Origin of the sequence: Parapedobacter lycopersici (genome assembly GCF_024643285.1) — a bacterium.
Lineage (GTDB): Bacteria > Bacteroidota > Bacteroidia > Sphingobacteriales > Sphingobacteriaceae > Parapedobacter > Parapedobacter lycopersici.
This window is the reverse complement of sequence record NZ_JAMSLW010000008.1, coordinates 19,994-41,876: the sequence shown is the minus strand read 5'-3', so window position 1 is coordinate 41,876 and position 21,883 is coordinate 19,994. Positions and strand designations below refer to the sequence as shown.

Below are 21,883 nucleotides of genomic sequence, written 5' to 3'. Positions count from 1 at the left end.
GTTTCATCGGCATGGCAATCCGAGGGAAGCATATCCTGTTAGGAGTCTGCGGTAGTATTGCCGCGTACAAGGCTGCACATTTGATTCGTCTATTGAAAAAAGACGGAGCATCTGTGCAGGTAATTATGACTCCGGACGCCGCCGATTTTATTACCCCATTAACTTTATCCACCCTTTCGGGAAATCCGGTATTAACCACTTATGCTGACCGGGAACGTGGTACATGGAACAATCATGTGCATCTTGCACTTCAGGCAGATGCTATCGTTGTAGCCCCTGTGAGTGCCAATACGCTGGCGAAGTTTGCCAACGGTATCTGCGACAACCTACTGTGCGCGGTATACCTATCCGCAAAAAGTTCAGTTTTTCTGGCTCCGGCAATGGATCTGGACATGTGGGCACACCCTGCCACCAAGGCCAACATTTCCCGTTTACAACAGGCCGGAAATCTCATCATTCCACCAGGCAATGGTCCGTTGGCCAGCGGGCTGTCCGGCGAGGGCCGTCTTGCCGAGCCGGAAGATATTTTAGCCTTTCTAACGAATCATTTTGACGAGTCCCGCCCCTTGACAGGGAAGAAGGCATTGGTTACTGCCGGACCAACACATGAAGCAATTGATCCCGTGCGCTATATAGGAAATCATTCATCAGGTAAAATGGGTTATGCCCTGGCCACTGAACTTATGCGGCTTGGGGCTTCTGTTACCCTGGTCAGTGGTCCTTCTGATCTGCCAAAACCAACCGGGCTAGCTAATTTTCTCCCGGTTACGTCAGCTGCTGAAATGCTGGAACAGTGTGTGGCCAATTTCAATGATGCCGACATTACCGTTATGAGTGCTGCTGTGGCTGACTATACACCGAAGGTTACCGCTACGCAAAAAATCAAGAAAGCAACGGCTGGGCTAACCCTTGAGCTCAAAAAGACTGTAGATATACTGGCGACACTTGGTTCACAAAAAAAAATATCGCAGGTACTCGTAGGTTTTGCACTCGAAACCAATGACGAGCAGGCGAATGCCATTGCTAAGCTGCAAAAGAAAAATCTCGATTTCATTGCACTGAATTCCATGCAGGATAAAGGTGCGGGATTTGCCGGTGATAACAACAAGGTCACTATTATTCACCGGTCAGGAACAATTGAAGCACTTGACCTCAAACCAAAATCTGAAGTAGCCCGCGATATCTGTACCCGGATTATCGCTTTATTACCCTAGTGCACAATGCTATTTTTGCATCAGTGTAGATAGCCCGTCTCATTTACTACCCCTACTCTTTTGATACAAAAAGCTGATATATAGTTTTTTAATTAAAACATCCTGTCTGATTGCCCGCTCTTTTTTAAAAATTTTTCAGCGATATTTTAAAAAATAGTTTTTTGGCATTCTTTTGGCTAAAGGAGAGGTAGGTTTAGGTTGATAGCCCCGATCCCCATTGGGGCGGCCGCCCATCTCAGATGGGCGGTTTTTTTTATTCCTTACTATATAGCAAATAATATCTGCGTCGATGCTTCCGACTATTTTTGAGGTGAACAGAAATCCCACTGCATGAAGATACTCCCACCAATAACACTGTTGGATAGGCATAGGCCAGACGGGATGAGTCCGGATGCTATCTTTCTTTCCGTTTAAGATTGATTAAATCAGTCCTGTCAGCCAGGTCGGATACACGCCCAGTATGACTGTGATCAGCACAGCGATCCACAGCACTGCGCTATAATAACCCGACACAGCAATCTGATCGCGGTCAAGTGGTCGGAAATACATGGCCACAATAACACGGAAATAGTAAAAGATACCCATTGCAGCATTAATTACCGCCAGGATAACCAATAATACCTGATAGTCCGCCAATACGCCGGAGAACATCATGAATTTACCCACAAACCCGGCGGTAAGGGGGATACCTGCCAGGGAAAGCATAGCAATGGTAAGTGTAAGTGCCAAATACGGGTTTTTCCTGGCTAAACCATTAAAGGCCTCGAAATGATCACTTCCGGTCGCACGCTTTACCAAAATCAACGTGCCAAAGGCAACGACAGTAGCGAATGAGTATGCTGTTGCATAAATCAGAACCGATTCAGCCGAGGCTGCTCCCATTCCAACAATGGCAAAGAGCAGATACCCAGCATGTGAAATGCTGGAATACGCCAGCATCCGTTTGAAACTCTGTTGCACCAATGCGGTAATGTTTCCGACAAACAGTGTAATTACCGTAATGACCAGCAGTGCCGGCATCCAGAAATCCTGCAAAGGCGCGAAACAGAAATAAAAGAGCCGCAGAAACCCAGCAAATGCTGCTGTTTTTACTACCGTGCTCATAAACGTTGTGATCAATATCGGAGCTCCATCGTATACGTCGGGTGTCCAAAAATGGAATGGCGCTGCCCCCACTTTGAAAACGAGTCCGATCAGCACCAATAAAATACCTGCGTAGAAAAGCGGCGATATCGCTTGCGGGTTACTCACCACATACTGTTTAATCTGTGCCAGGTCAAATGACCCGCTTGCTCCGTAGAGCAACGCAATGCCAAACAACAGGAACCCCGTGGAAAAAGCACCCATAAGGAAGTATTTCAGGGCAGCCTCATTGGATGCAAAGTCTCTCTTGCGGATACCGGCCAGAATATACAGTGCCACAGACATGATCTCAATACCAATAAACAACATGGCCAGGTTGTGGAATGACGTCACCAGCGTTGCTCCTGTTAATGAAAACAGGAGAAGCGCATAGTACTCGGCCACATGCGGACTACGCTGATCAAAGTAATCCTTTGAAAGCAGAAGAACCAATGCTGTGATTACAATACAGAGTACTGAAAAAGCAATGGCAAAGGGATCGAATAAAACCATTCCGCTATATAGCGGTTTCGCTGCCTGGTCCCAACCGGCGATATTAAGCCCTGCCGCTGCAACAAGCCCAAGCAATGATACCGGGAGCAGCGCTGTTTTAGCCTTAAACAGCCCCAGGTATAATAGTAAGATGGCTAATAACGAAAGCGTAATAATCGCACTCATATTTGTTATTGTCTTATTCCCCCGTAATGAAAACCTATAGGGGTTTTCTTATTTCAATATAACCCTACTTAATTTATTTCTCTCTTCGCAATACTCGGTCCGCTGCCCCAATTATCGGTTAGCGATTTGGCCTATCCCATTAATCAGGTTGGCAACAGCAGCCTCAGAGAGGTTAAGCAAAGGTTTTGGATAAACACCAATGCCAACAACAAGAACGACCACTGTAGCCAAGACCAGCCACTCTGTACGCGTAATATCGGTAAATCCGGCTGTCTGCTCATTTACCTCACCTAGCATTACTTTCTGATACAACCGCAATAAGTATACAGCCCCAAAAATCAAAGTCAGTCCACCAAACACAGCATACCATAATCCATATTCATAAATTCCCATTAATAGTAGGAACTCTCCTACGAAGCCATTGGTTAACGGAAGCCCTACAGCGCCCATAACAATGACCAGAAAGGCAATTGCCAAGGCAGGGGCTGGTTTGGCGATGCCGCCCATTAACTTAATATCACGGCTTCCGATACGCCTTTCAACAATATCCAGCACAAAAAACAATCCGACCACACTGATGCCGTGATTAACCATTTGAATAATCGCTCCCTGAACACCTTGTATATTCCAGGCAAAAACACCTGCCCCGATTAAACCAACGTGTGCAATAGATGAGTAAGCGATCAGGCGTTTAGCGTCGCGCTGCTTGAATGCGATGATGGATGCATACACCACGCCAATAATACACAGTACGAGTGCCAACTGGCCATATGCAGCAAAGCCAAGTGGAGCAATGGGGATTAACCAACGTATCAGTCCATATACCCCCATTTTTAACATGATACCCGACAGCAGCATCGTACCCGCTGTGGGTGCCTGCGTATAGGTATCCGGTTGCCAGGTATGAAAAGGAAAAATCGGCATCTTTATCGCGAAGGCAATAAAAAAAGCCCAGAAGACCCAGCGCTGTACTCCGGATTCTAATCCCAGCTGATAAAAAGAAGTTAACTCATAATCATTTGCCGGCGTCTGAAGGTGCAGGTAAATAATCGCCGTAAGCATGAGCAGGCTTCCGAAAAATGTATAAATGAAAAATTTCAGGTTTACCCGTATCCGATCTTCCCCACCCCATAGTGCGCAAATGAAATAAATCGGAATCAATGCTATTTCCCAGCCCACATAAAAGACAAAAGCATCGAGTGCAGTGAATACCAACAGCAACCCGGCTTGCATAAAAAGTACCAGGGCATAAAAACTACCCTTGTATGAGTGGTTAAATGCTGATAAAATAATTAATGGCACCAATATATTGGTGAGTAACACCAAGGGTAGGCTAATACCATCAACACCAACATGAAAATGAATGCCTAATGAAGGAATCCAATCAAAGCGTTGTACAAACTGCATGCTGGCATCTGGCACAAAACTGGTCAGAAGGGATACAGTGAACACCAAGGACACCAGTGAAACAATCAAAGCCAGTTGCTTGGCTGCCTTTTCGTGCTGCACAAAGACCAAGGCCAAGGCGCCTAGTACCGGAAGTAATAAAAGTATGAATAGATTGTCCATGTACGCGATATAATTTCCCCGTAATTAAAGGTTAAAAAAACCATAGGCCAATAGTGCCGCTGCAGCAATGACCATCATAAAGATATAAAATCCGACATTGCCGCTTTGCAATAGCCGTAGGCCTTTACCCGTTTCACCAATTGTCTTACCAAGCCCGTTTACCAGTCCATCAATTCCGCCCCTGTCTGTAAAACGGTAAAAGAAGACAGATAAGCCATTCAACGGGCGAACGATAAGCCTGTCGTACAGTTCATCGACATAAAACTTATGATAAGAGAGCCGGGAAAGTACCCCACGGGGCGCCCCATCAGCTGCCGGCACTGCGGCATTGCTAATGTATTTCCGATATGCCACGATGGCCATCACAATGGCGCCGATCGCCGAAACACCCATGAGCAAATATTCAGTACTATGGGCTAAATGGAAGGCTTCCGACCGCGCCGCAGAGTCCGCAAATACGGGGGATAAGAATTCAGCAAGAGCATGGCTTCCTCCCAGTGCAGCGGGAACATTCAGCATTCCACCGATTACTGAAAGTACCGCCAGGACGATCAATGGTATCGTCATGGTCACAGGTGATTCGTGCACGTGATTTGCCTGTTCAGCTGAGCCTCTGAATTTTCCAAAAAAAGTCAGAAATAACATCCTAAACATATAAAACGCCGTAAATAAAGCGCCGATAAAGCCTAATATCCACAACAATTTATTTGTGGCAAATGCATGCGCCAGAATCTCATCCTTAGAGAAAAATCCCGAGAGCGGCGGGATACCGGCGATGGCAATTGTACCCATCAACATGGTAAAGTATGTTATAGGCAACTGCTTCCGGAGTCCGCCCATATGCCGCATATCCTGTTCATTGCTCATCGCATGAATCACCGATCCAGCCCCAAGAAACAACAGCCCCTTAAAAAAGGCATGCGTGATGACGTGGAAAAATGCACCGGTAAATGCACCCACACCCAACCCCAGGAACATGTAGCCCAATTGGGAAACCGTAGAATAAGCCAGTACTTTCTTGATGTCATTCTGGGTTATTGCGATCGCCGCTGCCAACAACGCTGTACACAGGCCGATGGCTGCAACAATTTGCAGGGTTATCGGAGAAAGCGTAAACAAGATATTGGATCTGGCGATCATATAAATACCTGCAGTTACCATGGTAGCAGCATGTATCAACGCGGAAACCGGTGTGGGTCCGGCCATGGCATCAGGTAACCAGGTAAATAATGGAATTTGAGCCGATTTACCCGTTGCAGCGATAAACAGCAGCAAGGTAATGAGCAACAATGTAATGTCTCCGGTCGTCATACCTGCGGCCTGGGGGAATATTTGGGAAAACTCCAGTGTTCCGAAAGTAGCGAAAATGAGAAATACTGCGATAAGGAAACCCAGATCGCCGATGCGGTTCATAACGAAGGCTTTCTTGGCTGCGCCTGCGTAAGCGGTGTTGGTAAACCAAAAGCCAATAAGCAGGTATGAACAAAGCCCAACGCCTTCCCATCCGATAAACATGACCACGTAATTGGAACCCAGTACCAGGAGCAGCATAAAGAAGATAAACAAGTTGAGGAAAGCAAAGAATTTTGCAAACCCCGCATCGTGTTTCATATAGCCAATCGAGTATACATGGATCAAGAAGCCTATTCCCGTCACAATGAGCAACATGATTGCGCTCAGCGGGTCCACCAGAAAGGACATTGATACACTAAGATCTCCCGCTCCAATCCATTGAAAGATGGGCTGAATAAAAGTCGCCGTTTCTCCTGCCTGACGTGCAGCGTAAACAGACGAAAACACTCCGCAGCTTAGTAAAAACGCAGCCAGTACCACTCCGCTCCCGATCGCACCAACCAATGATTTTGGCAATACATTCCTTGCCAATCCATTGATCAGAAAACCAACCAGCGGTAACAAGGGAATTAACCAAATTAAATCTATCATGTTTATGAATATATTTTCCGTTTATCTCCGTAGTATCCTGTATCCGGCAATCCGCCCAGCCGATATACCTTGCCCAAGTGCGGCAAAAGTCCCATCATCCCCGCAAGCGGTTCAATGCATTAATATCCACTGATCGTGTATTGCGGTATACCATTACGATAATTGCCAACCCTACCGCTACTTCTGCCGCGGCAAGCGCCATGATGAAAAACACAAAAACCTGCCCTGCCGGATCCCCGCTATGTGCAGAAAAAGCCGTTAGCAGCAAGTTTACCGAATTCAGCATCAACTCAATGGACATCATAATAATGATGACATTTCTGCGGATCAGCACACCGATAACACCGATGGTGAAGATAATGCTGCAGAATAAAATGTAATGGTTAAGCGGAACTCCCTGGATGTTTTCTACAATCGTCTCCATTTATGCTTTTTTAGGTTCGTTTTTGGCCAGCAACACCGCGCCCACCATGGCAGTCAATAGTAAAATCGATGAAATCTCAAACGGCAAAAGAAAGTCGCTGAACAACACTTTGCCCAAGTTTCCAACGAGCCCAATATCCGGGTTTTTCATGACGATGGGCTGGGATATTTCCAGTACGCGAAGTGAACCGCCCACTGTAAGCAACAAACACGCACCGGCGATTACACCCATCAATTTTACCAGATTGGATTTCAGCGGTTCCGTATCCTTGTTTAAGTTGAGCAACATCAGCACGAATAAGAAAAGCACCATGATGGCGCCCATATACACGATGAAATTAACGACGGCCAGGAACTGTGCATTCAATAGAATATAGTGCACCGTAAATGTAAAGAAGGTAATGACCAAATACAGCACACTATGTACCGGATTTTTAGTAAAAATGGTCATTAAGGCAAAAAATATGGATAAAAAAGCTACAAAATAAAAAACGCTCATGGTTTTATCAGGCTAAAATAGTCAGGTTGTCGTTTCCCCTTCTTTTACGAAATCAAACCTGGGTTCTACCAGTTTATCTTTACCGTAAATAAAATCCTTACGCAGGTAATCTGCGGTTACGTGTTCACCATCCAGGTAAATCGCTTCCTTAGGGCATGCCTCTTCACAAAGCCCACAGAATATACAACGCAGCATATTGATTTCATAAACTGCGGCATATTTCTCTTCCCGATAAAGGTGTTCTTCCCCTTTCTGACGTTCGGCCGAGATCATGCTGATCGCTTCCGCCGGGCAGGAGAGTGCGCATAAGCCACAGGCTGTACAGCGCTCACGTCCCTGTTCGTCTCGTTTTAATGAATGCTGCCCCCTGAAATTCTTGGAATAGGGGCGCTTCACCTCTGGATAACGTACTGTAGGTATCCGCTTAAAAAAGTGCTTGATGGTAATGGAGAGTCCCTGGAAAATGGCCGGGAGGTAAATTCGCTCCCAGAAATTCATGGGTTTCTGTTCCAGTACTTTCTTCCTATTGCTTAGCGATTGCATTTTATCTCTCTTTATTGCTGCGTTCCGCTATCTTTTCAGTAAGCAGAATTCACGCCGCCAAATTTCTTAAAAAAAAGTATCTTTTATAATAGTAATGACACCTGTCAATACAATATTGGCAATAGCCAACGGGATAAGCATTTTCCATCCGAGATTCATCAACTGATCATAGCGGAAACGCGGAAGCGTCCACCGTATCCACATGAAGAAAAAGATGAACGCAAATATCTTGACAAAGAATACAATAACGCCAATAATCGTAATCCAATTCTGCGATAGTCCCAGATCATACATGAAGGGAAAGTTGTAGCCGCCGAAATAGAGTGCCGACATTAATGCCGACGACACAAACATATTGATGTATTCGGAAAACATATACAACCCCAGTTTCATGGAGGAATACTCCACGTTGTACCCACCGATCAATTCGGTTTCACATTCCGGTAAATCAAAGGGCACCCGATTACATTCTGCAAAAGCACAGACGAGGAAAATCAGGAACCCGAGGGGTTGCACCCATATATTCCAATTGACAAAGCCCGACTGCTGTGCTACAATTTCTCTTAATGAAAGCGACTGCGTTACCATAAGCAGGGCAATTAACGACAGGCCCATTGCCAGCTCGTAACTAATACTCTGCGAGGCCGCACGCACGGCTCCCATGAGTGAAAATTTATTGTTGGAAGCCCATCCGCCCAGCATAATGCCATATACACCTAATGCAACAACACCAAATATGTATAAGACGCCCACGTTAATGTCGGTCACCTGTAACTCAATAATCCGGTCACCTATCGTTAATGATTGACCCCAGGGGATCACAGCACTTCCGATACAAGCCGTAATAATAGCAATTGTAGGTCCCAGAATGAACAGCGGCTTATGTGCTCCGGCGGGAATGATCTCCTCCTTGAAGAAAAACTTACCTCCGTCACACAGGGGTTGTAGGATGCCAAAAGGTCCCGCACGATCCGGACCGAAACGATCTTGCATAAAACCCGCCACTTTACGTTCAGCCAATGTAGAATACATGGCAACGACAAGGGAGATGACAAATACAATGGTCACCAACACAAATTTTTCGATCACAAATGCTAATTCCATAAACTATTCATATTGACATGAACTGTAGCCATCAGCTGGCATCTTCAAGTCAGCTCTTCTTTTCATTGGTCCGCCGCTTGGGGTCATCTTCCTAAGGTAGCAGCCGGTCTGCCCGTTCAAACTGTTCTTTATTTGCCTCCTGTAATGTCAGATTCTTTTTGACCACAGCCGGTGGACGTAGCTGTTCATAGTGATTGGCCGAAATGACGGAAGTATGCTTTATCTTACGCGGTCCTTCAATCACCCAGTCGGACGTAGCCTTTTGCTCAAAACGGCAGGTATTGCATATAAATTCTTCTACCTCTCCATATTCATCCTTCCGCGCAGTTACACGCAACACCTCTTCACCCTTATACCACAGTGTTACTTTTCCACTACAGGTGGGGCAATCGCGGTGTGCATCAACCGGTTTTGTAAACCAGACGCGATTCTTGAAACGGAAAGTCTTGTCTGTTAACGCACCTACAGGGCATACATCAATAACGTTTCCAGAGAAATCATTATCAATGGCATTCTTAATATAGGTCGAGATTTCAGCCGCATCACCGCGTCCCAGAATACCATGTACCCGCTGTGGCGTGAGCTGATCGGCTACAAACACACAACGATAACACAGAATGCATCTTGTCATGTGCAGCTGCACTTTATCTCCGATATCTATTTTGTCAAATGTACGCCGCTCAAATTCATAGCGGGTTCCCTCCAATCCATGTTCATAACCCAGGTCCTGCAGATGACATTCTCCGGCTTGGTCACAAACGGGGCAGTCCAGCGGATGATTGATCAACAGCATTTCCACGACCCCGCGGCGGGCTTCAATTACCTCCGGAGAGGTGATATTCTGCACTTCCATGCCATCCATTACCGTAGTCCTGCACGAAGCTACCAGCTTAGGCATGGGACGGGGGTCTTTTTCTGATCCTTTACTTACTTTTACCAGGCATGTGCGGCATTTGCCCCCACTACCCTCCAGTTTGGAATAATAACACATAGCAGGTGGCACAATATCGCCGCCGATCTGGCGGGCAGCATTCAGAATTGTTGTACCTGGGGGTACTTCTACCGGAATACCATCTATGCTTACCTTAAACTTTATATCCTCAGCCATGTTCTTAGCTTTTAACGATTTGCTTAGTCAACCATATAGTTCGGCAACTGTTCTCTCGTCCTGTTTAATCCTTATACCACGGGTTCAAGCGGATCGGCATAATTGGCCAAACCATAATTGCGCTGCCGGGCCTCCGCACCATTCGTTACATGCCATTCAAATTCATCCCTGAAATGCCGGATAGCACTGGCTACAGGCCATGCCGCGGCATCTCCAAGCGGGCATATTGTATTACCTTCAATATTTTTAGCCACATTAACCAGTAAATCGATATCACTAAAAGATCCATGGCCGTGTTCAATTTTATGCAGCACCTTTTCCATCCAGCCTGTCCCTTCACGGCATGGTGAACATTGTCCGCAGCTTTCGTGATGATAAAACCGTGTAAAGTTCCACGTGTTCCGCACAATACACTGATCTTCGTCAAAAGCGATAAAACCACCCGAACCAAGCATAGTACCGCTTTGAAAACCACCATCAGCCAATGATTCATACGTCATCAGCCGCGATTCACCTTTCAATGTCTTCAAGATCAGGTTAGCCGGCAAAATGGGAACCGAAGAACCACCGGCTACTACGGCTTTAAGGCGTTTGCCATTGGCGATACCGCCACAGTATTCATCTGAATATAAAAACTCCTCAACCGAAAGCCCCAGCTCAATTTCATATACCCCAGGGTTTTTCACGTTTCCGCCTGCAGAAATGAGTTTGGTGCCGGTACTGCGCTCCACCCCGATTTTGGCGTATTCTTCACCGCCATCATTAATAATGGGTACTACAGCGGCAATTGATTCCACATTGTTTACAACAGTTGGGCAATTATAAAGGCCCGATACAGCCGGAAAGGGTGGCTTTATCCGCGGGTTGCCCCGTTTGCCTTCCAGTGATTCCAACAGCGCAGTTTCTTCACCACAGATATAAGCGCCGCCACCGGGTTGTACAAAAAGTTCCAGATCGAAGCCCGAGCCCAGGATATTTTTACCCAGAAAACCCGCATGCTTCGCCTCCGCAATCGCTTTTTCGAGAATGCGGATCTGCGGCATCATCTCCCCACGCACATAAATGTAAGAGGTGTTTGCCCCCAGCGCATAACTGGAAACAATCATCCCTTCAATCAACGCATGCGGAATATGCGTCATCAGGTAGCGATCCTTAAATGTACCCGGTTCAGATTCATCACCATTGCACACCAGGTAGCGGGGTATCCCCTCCGGTTTGGCCAAAAAACTCCATTTCATTCCCGTTGGGAATCCTGCTCCGCCCCGTCCGCGCAAACCCGATTTTTTCACTTCCTCCAGCACATCGTCGGGTGTAAGCGTTTTCAGTGCTTTTTCAACCGCACGGTACCCTCCCTTTTGGCGGTACACCTCAAAGGTGTTAATGCCCGGGATATCGATATGCGTCAGTAATAACTTACGAGCCATAATAATTAGCTATCCGCGTCCAGCTTTGCGCCTTCTGCTTTTTTTCTAAGTTCGTTGATCAATTCATCCACACCTTCCGCTGTGAGGTTTTCGTAGAATGTATACTCCGGCCCTATCTGCAATACCGGACCATATCCACATGCAGCCAGGCATTCCACACCGCGCCAGCTAAATAGTCCATCCGCTGTCACTTCACCTTCTTTTACACCCAGTTTTTCTTCAAGATGTGTCATGATTCGCTCGGCACCTACCAGGCAACATGGACCTGTACGGCATACTTCTAAATTGAATCTGCCTTTCGGCTGTAAGAAAAACATGGTATAGAATGTGGCCACCTCATACACTTCGATGGGATCCAGGTGGAGGTATTCGGCCACCTTATCCATAGCTGATACACTGAGCCAGCCAAATTCAGCCTGTACTTCATGTAACAGGGGTAGCAAGGCCGATTTTTGCCGCCCTTCCGGATAACGCCTGACGATCTCGGCAAATTTGCCAAGCATATCTTCCGTAAAAGTCACGGATTCATTATGTTTCACACTAAGCATCCAGTTCTCCTGCTATAACATTTAAACTACTCATATTAATGATGGCATCTGAAAGCAGCATGCCACTGCTCATTGGCGCATACATCTGGTAATTGATAAAAGATGGCCGGCGGAAATGCAGCCGGTATGGCGACCTGCCTCCATCGCTGATCAGGTAAAAACCAAGCTCACCGTTGCCTCCTTCTACACAATGATAAACCTCAGTTTTTGGCGTGTCAATCTCACCCATTACAATTTTGAAATGGTAGATCAATGCTTCCATGTTGTTATACACCTGCTCTTTTGGTGGCAGGTAAAACGCAGGCACGTCGGCATGGAAAATACCCTTAGGCTCCTTTTCAATTTTATCCAAGGCCTGCTCAATAATCTTCAGGCTTTCCCACATCTCATTATTACGCACCAAAAATCGGTCATACACATCCCCCTTGGTTCCCACCGGGATATCAAACTCAAATTCTTCATAGGAAGAGTATGGTTCGTTCACCCGTACATCGTAATCTACCCCGGTCGCACGCAATATCGGACCGCTCCAACTGTAGTTCAGAGCCGTTTCAGCATCTACAGCAGCCACGTCTGCTGTGCGTTCAATGAATATGCGGTTTCGGTTAAACAACTCTTCAAATTCCTTCAGCACGGGGGGGAATCGTTTCAGGAATTCTCTGATCTTGGCAAATGCAGTTTCATTGAAGTCGCGTTCGAATCCTCCGATTCGACCGATATTGGTAGTCAATCGTGCTCCACAGATCTCCTCAAAAATCTCATAAATAAATTCCCGCTCCTGCATCACATAGAGAAATCCGGAAAATGCACCCGTATCTACCCCCAAAATGCCATTACAAATAATGTGGTCAGCGATACGCGATAACTCCATGACAATAACACGCATGTATTGCACCCTTTTGGGCAATTCGATGTCAAGCAGCTTTTCGACAGTCATGTGCCACCCCATGTTATTAATTGGCGACGAGCAATAGTTCAGTCGATCTGTCAGCGGTGTTATTTGATAATAAGGACGGTGTTCAGCAATTTTCTCAAAAGCGCGGTGAATGTAACCGATGGTAGACACTCCGCTCACGATACGTTCACCGTCTACCTGTAACACATTCTGGAATACGCCGTGCGTTGCCGGGTGTGTAGGTCCGAGGTTGAGTGTAAACAGTTCGTCCTGCGGATCGTTGTCGGTATAGACCAACTTATTTGGGGTTATCTTCGAAATCGAATCGCTCATAATACACCTTATCTTCCAAAGAAATAATCTTTCTTATCTACCTTATTAGGGTCCTCCAATGGATATTCCTTACGCATAGGGAACACCTCCATATCATCAACATTCAATATCCGCCTAAGGTCCGGATGACCAACAAACTGTATCCCATAAAAATCATACGTTTCTCTTTCCATCCAGTTGGCGCCATTCCAAAGTACGGTAGCGGTTGGGATAGCCGGGTAGTTCCCATCAAGAAAAACTTTAATCCGGATACGGATATTATTGACTAGGCTGTGCACATGATACACTACGGCAAACTCTTTTTCCAGCTCGGGATAATGCACCGCAGTAATATCGGTGAGGTAACCAAACAACAGATTGTTGTCCGTTTTCAAAAACTCGAGAACCTCCAGAATATGTGTCGTATCCGTTTCAATGGTTAGCAGCCCGTAAGGCTCACTCACTTGCTGAATATGATCAGTAAACCGGGTTTGAAGATGCTGAAGTACAGTTTGGTTGTCGAGCTTAGCCATTGGTTTGTATTCCGTATTTTTCAAGTAAAGCCTTGTACTCCGGTGAATTTCTTCTATTTAACGGTTCATTCTTTACGATCTCCTGCAGCCGAATCACCCCATCGAGAATGGCCTCCGGCCTTGGTGGACATCCGGGCACGTATACGTCCACGGGAATCACTTCATCGATCCCCTGTAAAACCGAGTACGTATCAAATATACCCCCACTCGAAGCACATGCACCTACAGCAATTACCCAGCGGGGTTCGGCCATCTGTATATACACCTGGCGCAATACCGGAGCCATTTTCTTTGCAATAGTCCCCATCACCAACAGCATATCAGCCTGACGGGGTGAAAAACTTGGCCGCTCGGCACCAAAACGGGCGAGATCATAGGTAGAACCCATGGTAGCCATAAATTCAATACCACAGCAGGAGGTTGCAAAAGGCAAAGGCCACAGTGAATTTGCCCGGGCCAAACCAATAGCCTTATCCAAGGTTGTTGCAAAAAAACCGGATCCCTGCACCCCCGGAGGGGCTTCTGCTAATTTAATGTCACTCATGCTAACTCCGCACTTTACATTCAATAAAAAAACCCACCCATTAATAACACGGGTGAGTACAAATTTACAAAATATATTGCCCGCTTACACGGCGCATTATCTTATTTAGAAACGATCTAATAAAGGATCAGTCCCACTCCAGCGCCTTCCGCTTGATCACATAAATAAAGCCCAAAAGCAGCAGCGCCATAAAGACGAACATCTCAATTAATCCCGAAAGTCCGAACTCCCGGAAATTAACCGCCCAGGGATACATAAAAATGACTTCGATGTCGAAAATAACGAACAGGATGGCCACCATGAAATACTTGATTGAAAACGGCTGACGTGCGTTCCCAACAACTTCTATACCTGATTCAAAAGCGCCAAGCTTATTCTCCGTACGTACCTTAGGACCAATGAGGTGAGTAATTAAAATGGTACCTATACCAAAACCAGCTGCAACAATCAGCTGAATTAATATGGGCAAATAATCATTAGGGGTACTTAACGCTTCCGCTGCCATAGTGGTCTGATTAAATTCACCGCAAACATAATAAAAATTCCGACGTCCGGAAACCGCGCCACTTAAAATTGATCTCGCTGAAATCCAAAAAAGCGCCGGAGAATAACTCCGGCGCTTTCTATCTTATCAATTTGTATTCAACTACTGGGCTGAGGTATCCTGAGCTGACGTAGTAGTAGATGCTTGCTCTAAATAAGCCATCGTTTGCTTAGCGTACGCATTTTCAGGATCAAGCTTCAGGGTTTCTGTTAAGTAATTCCGGGCTTTTTGGTATTCCCCGTTTTTCGCGTTGATTGCAGCCAGGTTATTGTAAATTTCAATGAAATTATTCTTGGCTTTCTGTACTTCAGCATCGCCCTTTTCCTTCACCACCTCGATATACTTTTCAAAGTAGGGAACGGCAAGACCCTGCGGATTTTCGTTATCATCCAACAGGTTATTTACCCGGGCCCGGAACAGATAGGCATCCTGTGTGGTAGGTGCCTTATCAATCACCACGCCTAGTGCGGAATCCGCTTCTTGCAATAATTGTTGATGTGCTTCCCCACGTTGGTCCAACGGTGTCGTTGCTACGGCATAGTAACCAGCAAATCCAAGATAGAAGTTGTCATAAATGTAATTTCTTGAAGTCGGTGTCGAAGCCGCGATCTCAAACACCTTCGCTGCGTTTGCGTATTGCTTATTGGTAAACAATTCCATGCCTACATCATGCAGGTCATCCGCGATCGATGAATCTGCTGCAACCGCTTTCTTCAAGTGGCTGATTCCTTCATCAAAAAGAGCCTGATCAGTTGCAGCCAATTTTAAATCGGCCATACCTAAATGCAGGTAGTCACGCGGAATAATCCGATCAGCCTCCATCCGGCTAAACAGTCTATCCAGTGCACTCTTACTTTCCTGGAACTCGCCATTCTCATAGGCCGAATAACCCAGGTAACGGAGTACTTTCGGATTTACATCCTCCAGTTCAGCCAGTTCACGGGCCTGCACCTGCAATTCGGTGTAATCACCTGCGAATACCAGGAAGTCAGCATAGCGTATACGGGAATCAACTGAATAGTCAGTTTTATCCATATACTGCTTGTAGAATTCCACGGCCTGCTTGTTACGGGCATTGTAATCCTCAACCGTCGTTGCTGTTTGTGCCCAGGCATGATAGGTTTCAGCTAATTCACGGTAGGTAGGTGCATAGTCAGGAACTTCGGAAGCAATTTTCTGCAAACCGTCTATCGCTTCCTGCCAAGCGTGTGAGCCCCGGACAATAACAGCCATCTGTACCTTAGCACGGGTCAATGTATTGTCAAGCATCGTGGCATCACGATAGCTCTTATACGCCATACTATTATTTTTGAGGCCAAAATAAGCATCGCCCATGGCCAACGGGATCATGGGATCGCTGTCCTTGTCCTTAGCCTTTGCCTGTTCGAGGTATTCAACTGCCTTCTGATAATCAGGGGTTGGTGCATCAACATAAGCACGGCCAATATGATACAACTCAAGGTAATCGCGGCGTTTCAGGCTCTGCGACACCTCAACAAACTTGGTATTCGCAGCATTAGCGTCCCCCTTATAAAGGGACACAATTCCCTGTCCAACAGCATTCAAACTGGTCTTTGGATCTGCCTCCAACCCTTTATTGAACACTGCCAACGCTGAATCCAAGTGAGCGTTGTGAATATATACAAGCCCTAAATAAAAATAATTCTCTCCAGCGTTGGGTTTACTTTGGACCAGTGTTTCCAATACGCCTCTGGCTTTGGCATACTGCTCCGCGTCTATTGCTTTCTTAGCTTCGTCCAGGCTCTGTGCCTGCACGGTTGTGGCCATAAAAGCAAGCGATACGCCCCACATCATTGCGCTTTTCATCATCTTCATCTTATTAATTACATTAAATAGTTACTCTGTTATTTGTATTACCGAATAATAATCTCCCTTGGTGGCAGGCTATCCGGCATTAAGCCGGACTTCAGGATAATCCGCTGTCCGGAAAGGCCGGAAAGAAATGCGGAAAAACCCATTCCCAATCCCCTGCGCGGCTCGCAATTTATCAAATAAACCGGTCGTGAAAGTGGATATAACCCTTCTGCCAAATTTGATTGCGTCGGTTTGTAATATCCGCTATCACCCGCTCCCCCGGCCCGACCCTTGATCGCCAGCACCTTTACCCCGTCTACATAACGCTGCAAGCTGCTGTCGGGACGCACAATCCAGTTGATCCCCAAAACACCGATCGATTGCGGTGTTTCATATACGTGCTTTAACACGTCGCTATTCGACCTCATGGCGTAGATCCCTTCACTCGGCAATGAGTCCACACCTGCCAGGTCCTTCAAAAACCGGACCGTACTTGAGTTCGGGTTATCAAATACCAGTCGCGTTTGCGAACCGGCCGGCCGGTTACCGCGCATAATCTGAATAACATCATCCACCGTCATGATAGAATCAGGGGCATTTCGATTTGCAATCAGCGCAATGGCATCTGTTGCAAATTGCGCTATGCGAGGTCGGAACTCCCTTGCTTCAAAGAACTTTTTCTCCTCCTCGGTGAATTGTCTGGTCAACACGATGACTTCCGCCTCCCTGTTGAACAATTTTCCGACAAGCTGGTTTTCCGGTCCATCGACTAACTCCACTTCAGCATAGTCGTAAATATGCTCGAATACCGCCGCCTGCTCCTCCATAATAGGCAACAGGCTTTCATCCACTAAAACGCGTAGCCGTCCGGTCAATATGGTCTGATCATCTTTAGAGGGTCCGCCATTGCACGACTCCAGAAACACACCAAACCCAATAATGAGCAGTAATAATAGTGATTTTTTCATAAGTATGAAAAAAAACTCCTTTTTTTCACAAAAAAGTTATTTGTTATTATCTGTTCTGCCAAAGCCGCACAAACCTGAAAAAAGAATATACGATGAGCAGTAATCCAAACAATACCCGGTATGTTTGGTCAATTTGCAGGGGAAAATCCTTCCAAAAAATGATGGCAAGTCCCAACACAAAATAGAAACCAAACATAAAAAGTCCTAAAACAGACAGAAACCGCTTCGTGGGCGATTTCTGTCTATATTGCGGACCATCATTATGGTGATACCGTGCCAATATTACTATTGTTGAATGCTAAGTCGGATAGGCAGGGTATAAGCTACCCGTACCGGCCGGCCATTCTGAATACCCGGACTCCATTTCGGTGCCTTCTGCAACATTTTTATAGCTGCTTCCCCGGTGCCGAATTTAAGGTCTTTTACAACCTTCAGGTCCGTCAGGCTGCCGTCACGCTCCACAACAAAGGAAACCTGTACCTGCCCATTCACTCCGGCATCCATTGCTGCCTGCGGATATTGGTAATTTTTACCTACCCACTGCATAAATGCAGCCATTCCGCCGGGTGGCTCCGGATTGATCTCCACCGATTGGAAAATCTGATCACTTGAAGTTTCCGTAACTTCTGCATCAATTTCACCCTCACCAACCGGCAGATCAATACGTATTTCTGCATTCGGGTCGCCTTCGATTGTTTTCGATCCCGGATCAGCCAACTTCAGCTGTTCCACCGTAGGCGGCTCCTCATCCTGTACCTGCTCCGCCGGCACCACCTTCGGCTCAGGCATACGTACCTGGTCTACCCGGGGGGGAGGAGGTTCTACAGGAGGGGGGGGAGGAGGTTCCTCCTCATTTACCGGGGGTGGTTCAGAAAGTACCACTTCCGTTTCTATTATCTTCTCAACGGGCCCGCTGTCGGTATTAATACCGAGCCATCTGGCAATCGCCGGCCCCATCAGCAGCAATACAAAACCGATCGAGGCAACGACCAACCCAATGTTTGTCGCTTTGGGGGCTATTTTCCGGAGATCATACGCTCCGTAATCTTTATTCCGCCCCTCAAACACCACATCGAGCCACTCTCTTTTAAAAATATCTAATTTAGAACCAAACATATGTGTAATATTATGTGGTGATAGTTAATTACTCATTGTATAAGCCGTCACGTTCCAATACCTCTATCTCCGCCTCACTGATTGTTCCGATCATGTATATCGGTGCTTGTACAATATTCATTTCGTCAAGGATATCCACCAGGTTACGGTGCGTAGACCGATCACTGGGGCGAATCACCACAATAAGGTCACCTCCTGCTCGTTGGGGTATCTCCTTCAACTTTTGCAGGAGTACCGAACGAATCCCATCTTTTCCATAATCCACCACTTCCGGTCCTTCTATCGGGCTACTGTATTCTCCCAGGTACCACTCAATCTTATTGTTGGATCCCAGCAGCAGGGTCATCGTCCGGGTATCGGCAACTTCCAGCCGATCTTCCGGATTCTCCTCGTTCTTATCCGGTAACGCCACATCCATGGCATTCGGCTTATTGATAGAGGTGGTCAGCATGAAGAAGGTAATCAGCAGAAACGCCAAGTCCACCATGGCGGTAAGGTCTACCCTGCCACCGGCCTTTTTACTTCTGATCTTGCCGCCTTTTTTGCCTCCGCCGCTATCCTGATTTAATTCTGCCATCGCGTTAAAATCTTAATTTGTTAATTTCTTCAGCTTATTCCACGGTGTTTTTCAAGCTTGTAATCAAGCTGAACTTATTCACCTTTTGGCTCTGAAGAACATCCATTACTTTCTTTATCTCAGGATACTTCTCGTCGGCATCTCCCTTGATTGACACCCGCATTTCTACGTCATGCAATTCCTTGGTAGCTACCCGTGCTGAGTATATCCAGTGAAACAGCTCATTACTCAATGCGTCTGTCGAATCCACCGGGATTCCGGGTTGTAACCCCGGCTGCGTCTGGGCAGTGGCATCCAAAGCGATAAGCTGCTTCAGATTACCCATAGGCACGCCGAATGTTTCCATTAAGGAGAAACGACCCCGCTCTTGCTCCGTAAAGGGCATTGCGTATTTCTCCGACATCAATTCGAGCATCCTCGCCCGTACATGCCGATCTTTTACTCCGAAGAACACTTTACCGTCGCCGCCCACGGTAATCAGTCCCAAATCGGTATCCGGAACCTTTACCTGTGTAACCGACGCCGGGGTGTCTACCGGAAGTGGCTCCGGTGCACGCGCTGTGGCTGTCAATATAAAAAACGTGAGCAACAAGAAAGACACATCGCACATGGCGGTCATATCTATCGATGTACTGGCTCTTTTTACTTTTACCTTTGGCATCCTGGTAATTTTAATTTACTGTATACTGATACGATGCAACTTCAACGGGTTTTCCATATACCCGACTAAAGTTTTTTATTTTCTCTATTTGTGACTGGCTGCGTAAGTCTGCACGATAGAAAAACCAGCTTCGTCAATAGAGTAGGTAAGTGTATCAATTTTTGAAGTAAAGATGTTGTAAAATACGATTGCAATCGTAGAGGTAGCGATACCAGTTGCCGTGTTCACCAACGCCTCAGAGATACCGTTTGCAAGTGCCGCAGAGTCTGGAGCACCGCCAGTAGCTAACGCCGCGAATGCGCGAATCATCCCGGTTACTGTACCTAACAGTCCGCACAGTGTACCAATGGATACCAAAGTAGCAATGATCGTCAGGTTTTTTTCCAGCATCGGCATTTCCAATGCAGTAGCTTCCTCAATTTCCTTCTGGATTGCCAGTGTTGCCTGTTCCGTATCAAGGGCCGGGTTAGCGGACACATCTTTGTACTTAAGCAATCCTGATTTGATTACGTTCGCAACGGAACCTTTTTGTCTATCGCATTCTGCAATTGCCGAATCAATGTTGCCACCGCCGATAAGCGACTGGATTTTGCGCACGAAGTTACCTACGTTACCATTTCCGGAAGCCCTGCTGATTACGATGAAACGCTCAATAGAGAACACCCACACCATCAGAAACAAGCCCAATAACACAGGTACAACGATACCTGCATGGTAAACCATTCCAAAATAGTTACCTGGTTTAGGTTGATTCTCCGGGTTGTTATCGATAAAGTTGTTTGGATCACCCATGATATATTTCCAAACTAAAGCCCCGATTATAAAACATATAATAATCGATAGACTTGCAAAAACATTCGAACTTGAATTGCTTTTTTCTTTCTTAACTGTACTTGTTTTTGGTGCGTTTGCCATTTTTCTAAAATTTAGATTTTAATGTTCTTTTTTAATATGATTGTTTTTTGAATTTATGCAAAAAAATTCCTGAATAGCTACATATAGCCAAAGCAAATATAATGTTTTAAACTAAAAACAAAATTCTTGTCAATAATTAGCGTTAGTCAGCCTTATATATACAAGGGGTGCGCAGCAGCAGCATCAACACTCCTTAAACAAACGTTGCTTCTGTAATGCAGAAGCAATTTTTTTACAATGAAAACTATTTTTTTTTGTAATTGCAAATTAAACATTCAAATTAATATGCTTTTAACGCATTTAAACCGGTTTTTTTCTTGATTATTAACCTTTATAAGACCGATTCATCTACTATAAATAATTTACTGACAACTGATTATACTCCAAAAATCCACTTTAACCGATTATCATTTAATTGTTACGTAACGGAACAACACCGCATTAACCCCCGGCCTGTTTCGCCCGATAACCCTCAGCGATAAGGATATCCAGCACCCGCTGCCTGAAATCGCCCTGAATAATAATCTCGTCATCCTTTACACTGCCACCCACACCGCATTTCTGTTTAAGCTGTTTGCCTAGCGCACTTAAGTCGGCTGCTGTACCAATGAAACCCCTCACTAGTGTGACGATCTTTCCCCCCCTCATCTTTTTATCAAGCAGTACCCGGAGCTGCTGCTGGTTTTTTGGCAGCGTCTCCCGGAGATTATCCTCCTCTTCCTGTTGGTATGCGAAGGTTTCATCCGTGGAATACACAACACCACTATACTGCTGTCTCTTTTTCTTCATATTCGATCATGTATTTGCTTAAACGCTATTCTTTTTAA

General features: G+C 46.0%; 22 protein-coding genes. 1 reads left to right on the top strand and 21 read right to left on the bottom strand.

Going from position 1 to position 21,883, the window contains the following annotated elements:
- Positions 1 to 11: 11 nt before the first annotated feature.
- Positions 12 to 1,214, top strand: coding sequence for a bifunctional phosphopantothenoylcysteine decarboxylase/phosphopantothenate--cysteine ligase CoaBC (gene coaBC, locus NEV57_RS15250; protein WP_257659213.1), 1,203 nt, complete (start codon positions 12 to 14; stop codon positions 1,212 to 1,214).
- A 420-nt stretch (positions 1,215 to 1,634) separates the two neighbouring features.
- On the opposite strand, the gene NEV57_RS15245 is transcribed toward coaBC, so the two are convergent.
- The 21 genes from NEV57_RS15245 to NEV57_RS15145 all read right to left on the bottom strand — a co-directional run bounded on the left by NEV57_RS15245 (position 1,635) and on the right by NEV57_RS15145 (position 21,845).
- Complete coding sequence (locus NEV57_RS15245) at positions 1,635 to 3,014, bottom strand: NADH-quinone oxidoreductase subunit N (protein ID WP_257659212.1); 1,380 nt, start codon at positions 3,012 to 3,014, stop codon at positions 1,635 to 1,637.
- 111 nt (positions 3,015 to 3,125) lie between these two features.
- The gene (locus NEV57_RS15240) at positions 3,126 to 4,583 is read right to left on the bottom strand and encodes a complex I subunit 4 family protein (RefSeq protein ID WP_257659211.1); all 1,458 of its coding nucleotides are present in this window, start codon (positions 4,581 to 4,583) and stop codon (positions 3,126 to 3,128) included.
- 24 nt (positions 4,584 to 4,607) lie between these two features.
- The gene (gene nuoL / locus NEV57_RS15235; protein WP_257659210.1) at positions 4,608 to 6,527 is read right to left on the bottom strand and encodes an NADH-quinone oxidoreductase subunit L; all 1,920 of its coding nucleotides are present in this window, start codon (positions 6,525 to 6,527) and stop codon (positions 4,608 to 4,610) included.
- A 94-nt stretch (positions 6,528 to 6,621) separates the two neighbouring features.
- Entirely contained in the window at positions 6,622 to 6,951 is a 330-nt protein-coding gene (gene nuoK / locus NEV57_RS15230; protein ID WP_257659209.1) for an NADH-quinone oxidoreductase subunit NuoK, read from the bottom strand.
- Positions 6,952 to 7,449, bottom strand: coding sequence for an NADH-quinone oxidoreductase subunit J family protein (locus NEV57_RS15225; RefSeq protein WP_257659208.1), 498 nt, complete (start codon positions 7,447 to 7,449; stop codon positions 6,952 to 6,954).
- Between the two features lie 21 nt (positions 7,450 to 7,470).
- Positions 7,471 to 7,992, bottom strand: coding sequence for a NuoI/complex I 23 kDa subunit family protein (locus NEV57_RS15220; RefSeq protein ID WP_257659207.1), 522 nt, complete (start codon positions 7,990 to 7,992; stop codon positions 7,471 to 7,473).
- Positions 7,993 to 8,058: 66 nt separating this feature from the next.
- Positions 8,059 to 9,096: an NADH-quinone oxidoreductase subunit NuoH gene (nuoH, locus tag NEV57_RS15215; RefSeq protein ID WP_257659206.1), complete on the bottom strand. Its 1,038-nt coding sequence runs from the start codon at positions 9,094 to 9,096 to the stop codon at positions 8,059 to 8,061.
- 91 nt (positions 9,097 to 9,187) lie between these two features.
- Positions 9,188 to 10,204 (bottom strand): NADH-quinone oxidoreductase subunit G, encoded by a 1,017-nt coding sequence (locus NEV57_RS15210; protein WP_257659205.1) that lies wholly within the window; start codon positions 10,202 to 10,204, stop codon positions 9,188 to 9,190.
- 71 nt (positions 10,205 to 10,275) lie between these two features.
- A complete protein-coding gene (nuoF, locus tag NEV57_RS15205; protein ID WP_257659204.1) occupies positions 10,276 to 11,628 on the bottom strand; it encodes an NADH-quinone oxidoreductase subunit NuoF in 1,353 nt (450 codons plus the stop codon).
- Between the two features lie 5 nt (positions 11,629 to 11,633).
- Complete coding sequence (locus tag NEV57_RS15200) at positions 11,634 to 12,176, bottom strand: NADH-quinone oxidoreductase subunit NuoE family protein (RefSeq protein WP_257659203.1); 543 nt, start codon at positions 12,174 to 12,176, stop codon at positions 11,634 to 11,636.
- Positions 12,169 to 13,404: an NADH-quinone oxidoreductase subunit D gene (locus tag NEV57_RS15195; RefSeq protein ID WP_257659202.1), complete on the bottom strand. Its 1,236-nt coding sequence runs from the start codon at positions 13,402 to 13,404 to the stop codon at positions 12,169 to 12,171. Before NEV57_RS15195 ends, NEV57_RS15200 begins: the two co-directional genes overlap by 8 nt.
- 8 nt (positions 13,405 to 13,412) lie before the next feature.
- On the bottom strand, positions 13,413 to 13,916 hold the full coding sequence (locus NEV57_RS15190) for an NADH-quinone oxidoreductase subunit C (protein WP_257659201.1): 504 nt from the start codon (positions 13,914 to 13,916) through the stop codon (positions 13,413 to 13,415).
- Positions 13,909 to 14,460 carry an NADH-quinone oxidoreductase subunit B gene (locus NEV57_RS15185; RefSeq protein ID WP_257659200.1) on the bottom strand — a complete coding sequence of 184 codons (552 nt, stop codon included), beginning with the start codon at positions 14,458 to 14,460 and terminating at the stop codon, positions 13,909 to 13,911. The genes NEV57_RS15190 and NEV57_RS15185 overlap by 8 nt, the downstream gene beginning before the upstream one ends.
- A gap of 127 nt (positions 14,461 to 14,587) precedes the next feature.
- The gene (locus NEV57_RS15180; protein ID WP_257659199.1) at positions 14,588 to 14,965 is read right to left on the bottom strand and encodes an NADH-quinone oxidoreductase subunit A; all 378 of its coding nucleotides are present in this window, start codon (positions 14,963 to 14,965) and stop codon (positions 14,588 to 14,590) included.
- A 141-nt stretch (positions 14,966 to 15,106) separates the two neighbouring features.
- Positions 15,107 to 16,834, bottom strand: a complete 1,728-nt coding sequence (locus NEV57_RS15175; RefSeq protein WP_257659198.1) for a tetratricopeptide repeat protein — start codon at positions 16,832 to 16,834, stop codon at positions 15,107 to 15,109.
- Positions 16,835 to 16,878: 44 nt separating this feature from the next.
- Complete coding sequence (locus NEV57_RS15170) at positions 16,879 to 17,787, bottom strand: substrate-binding domain-containing protein (protein ID WP_257659197.1); 909 nt, start codon at positions 17,785 to 17,787, stop codon at positions 16,879 to 16,881.
- A gap of 285 nt (positions 17,788 to 18,072) precedes the next feature.
- Complete coding sequence (locus NEV57_RS15165; RefSeq protein ID WP_257659196.1) at positions 18,073 to 18,903, bottom strand: energy transducer TonB; 831 nt, start codon at positions 18,901 to 18,903, stop codon at positions 18,073 to 18,075.
- A gap of 28 nt (positions 18,904 to 18,931) precedes the next feature.
- Positions 18,932 to 19,480: an ExbD/TolR family protein gene (locus tag NEV57_RS15160; RefSeq protein WP_257659195.1), complete on the bottom strand. Its 549-nt coding sequence runs from the start codon at positions 19,478 to 19,480 to the stop codon at positions 18,932 to 18,934.
- A gap of 34 nt (positions 19,481 to 19,514) precedes the next feature.
- Positions 19,515 to 20,141, bottom strand: a complete 627-nt coding sequence (locus NEV57_RS15155) for an ExbD/TolR family protein (RefSeq protein WP_257659194.1) — start codon at positions 20,139 to 20,141, stop codon at positions 19,515 to 19,517.
- An 84-nt stretch (positions 20,142 to 20,225) separates the two neighbouring features.
- The gene (locus tag NEV57_RS15150) at positions 20,226 to 21,056 is read right to left on the bottom strand and encodes a MotA/TolQ/ExbB proton channel family protein (RefSeq protein ID WP_257659193.1); all 831 of its coding nucleotides are present in this window, start codon (positions 21,054 to 21,056) and stop codon (positions 20,226 to 20,228) included.
- 441 nt (positions 21,057 to 21,497) lie between these two features.
- Complete coding sequence (locus NEV57_RS15145) at positions 21,498 to 21,845, bottom strand: translation initiation factor (RefSeq protein WP_257659192.1); 348 nt, start codon at positions 21,843 to 21,845, stop codon at positions 21,498 to 21,500.
- Positions 21,846 to 21,883 lie beyond the last annotated feature (38 nt).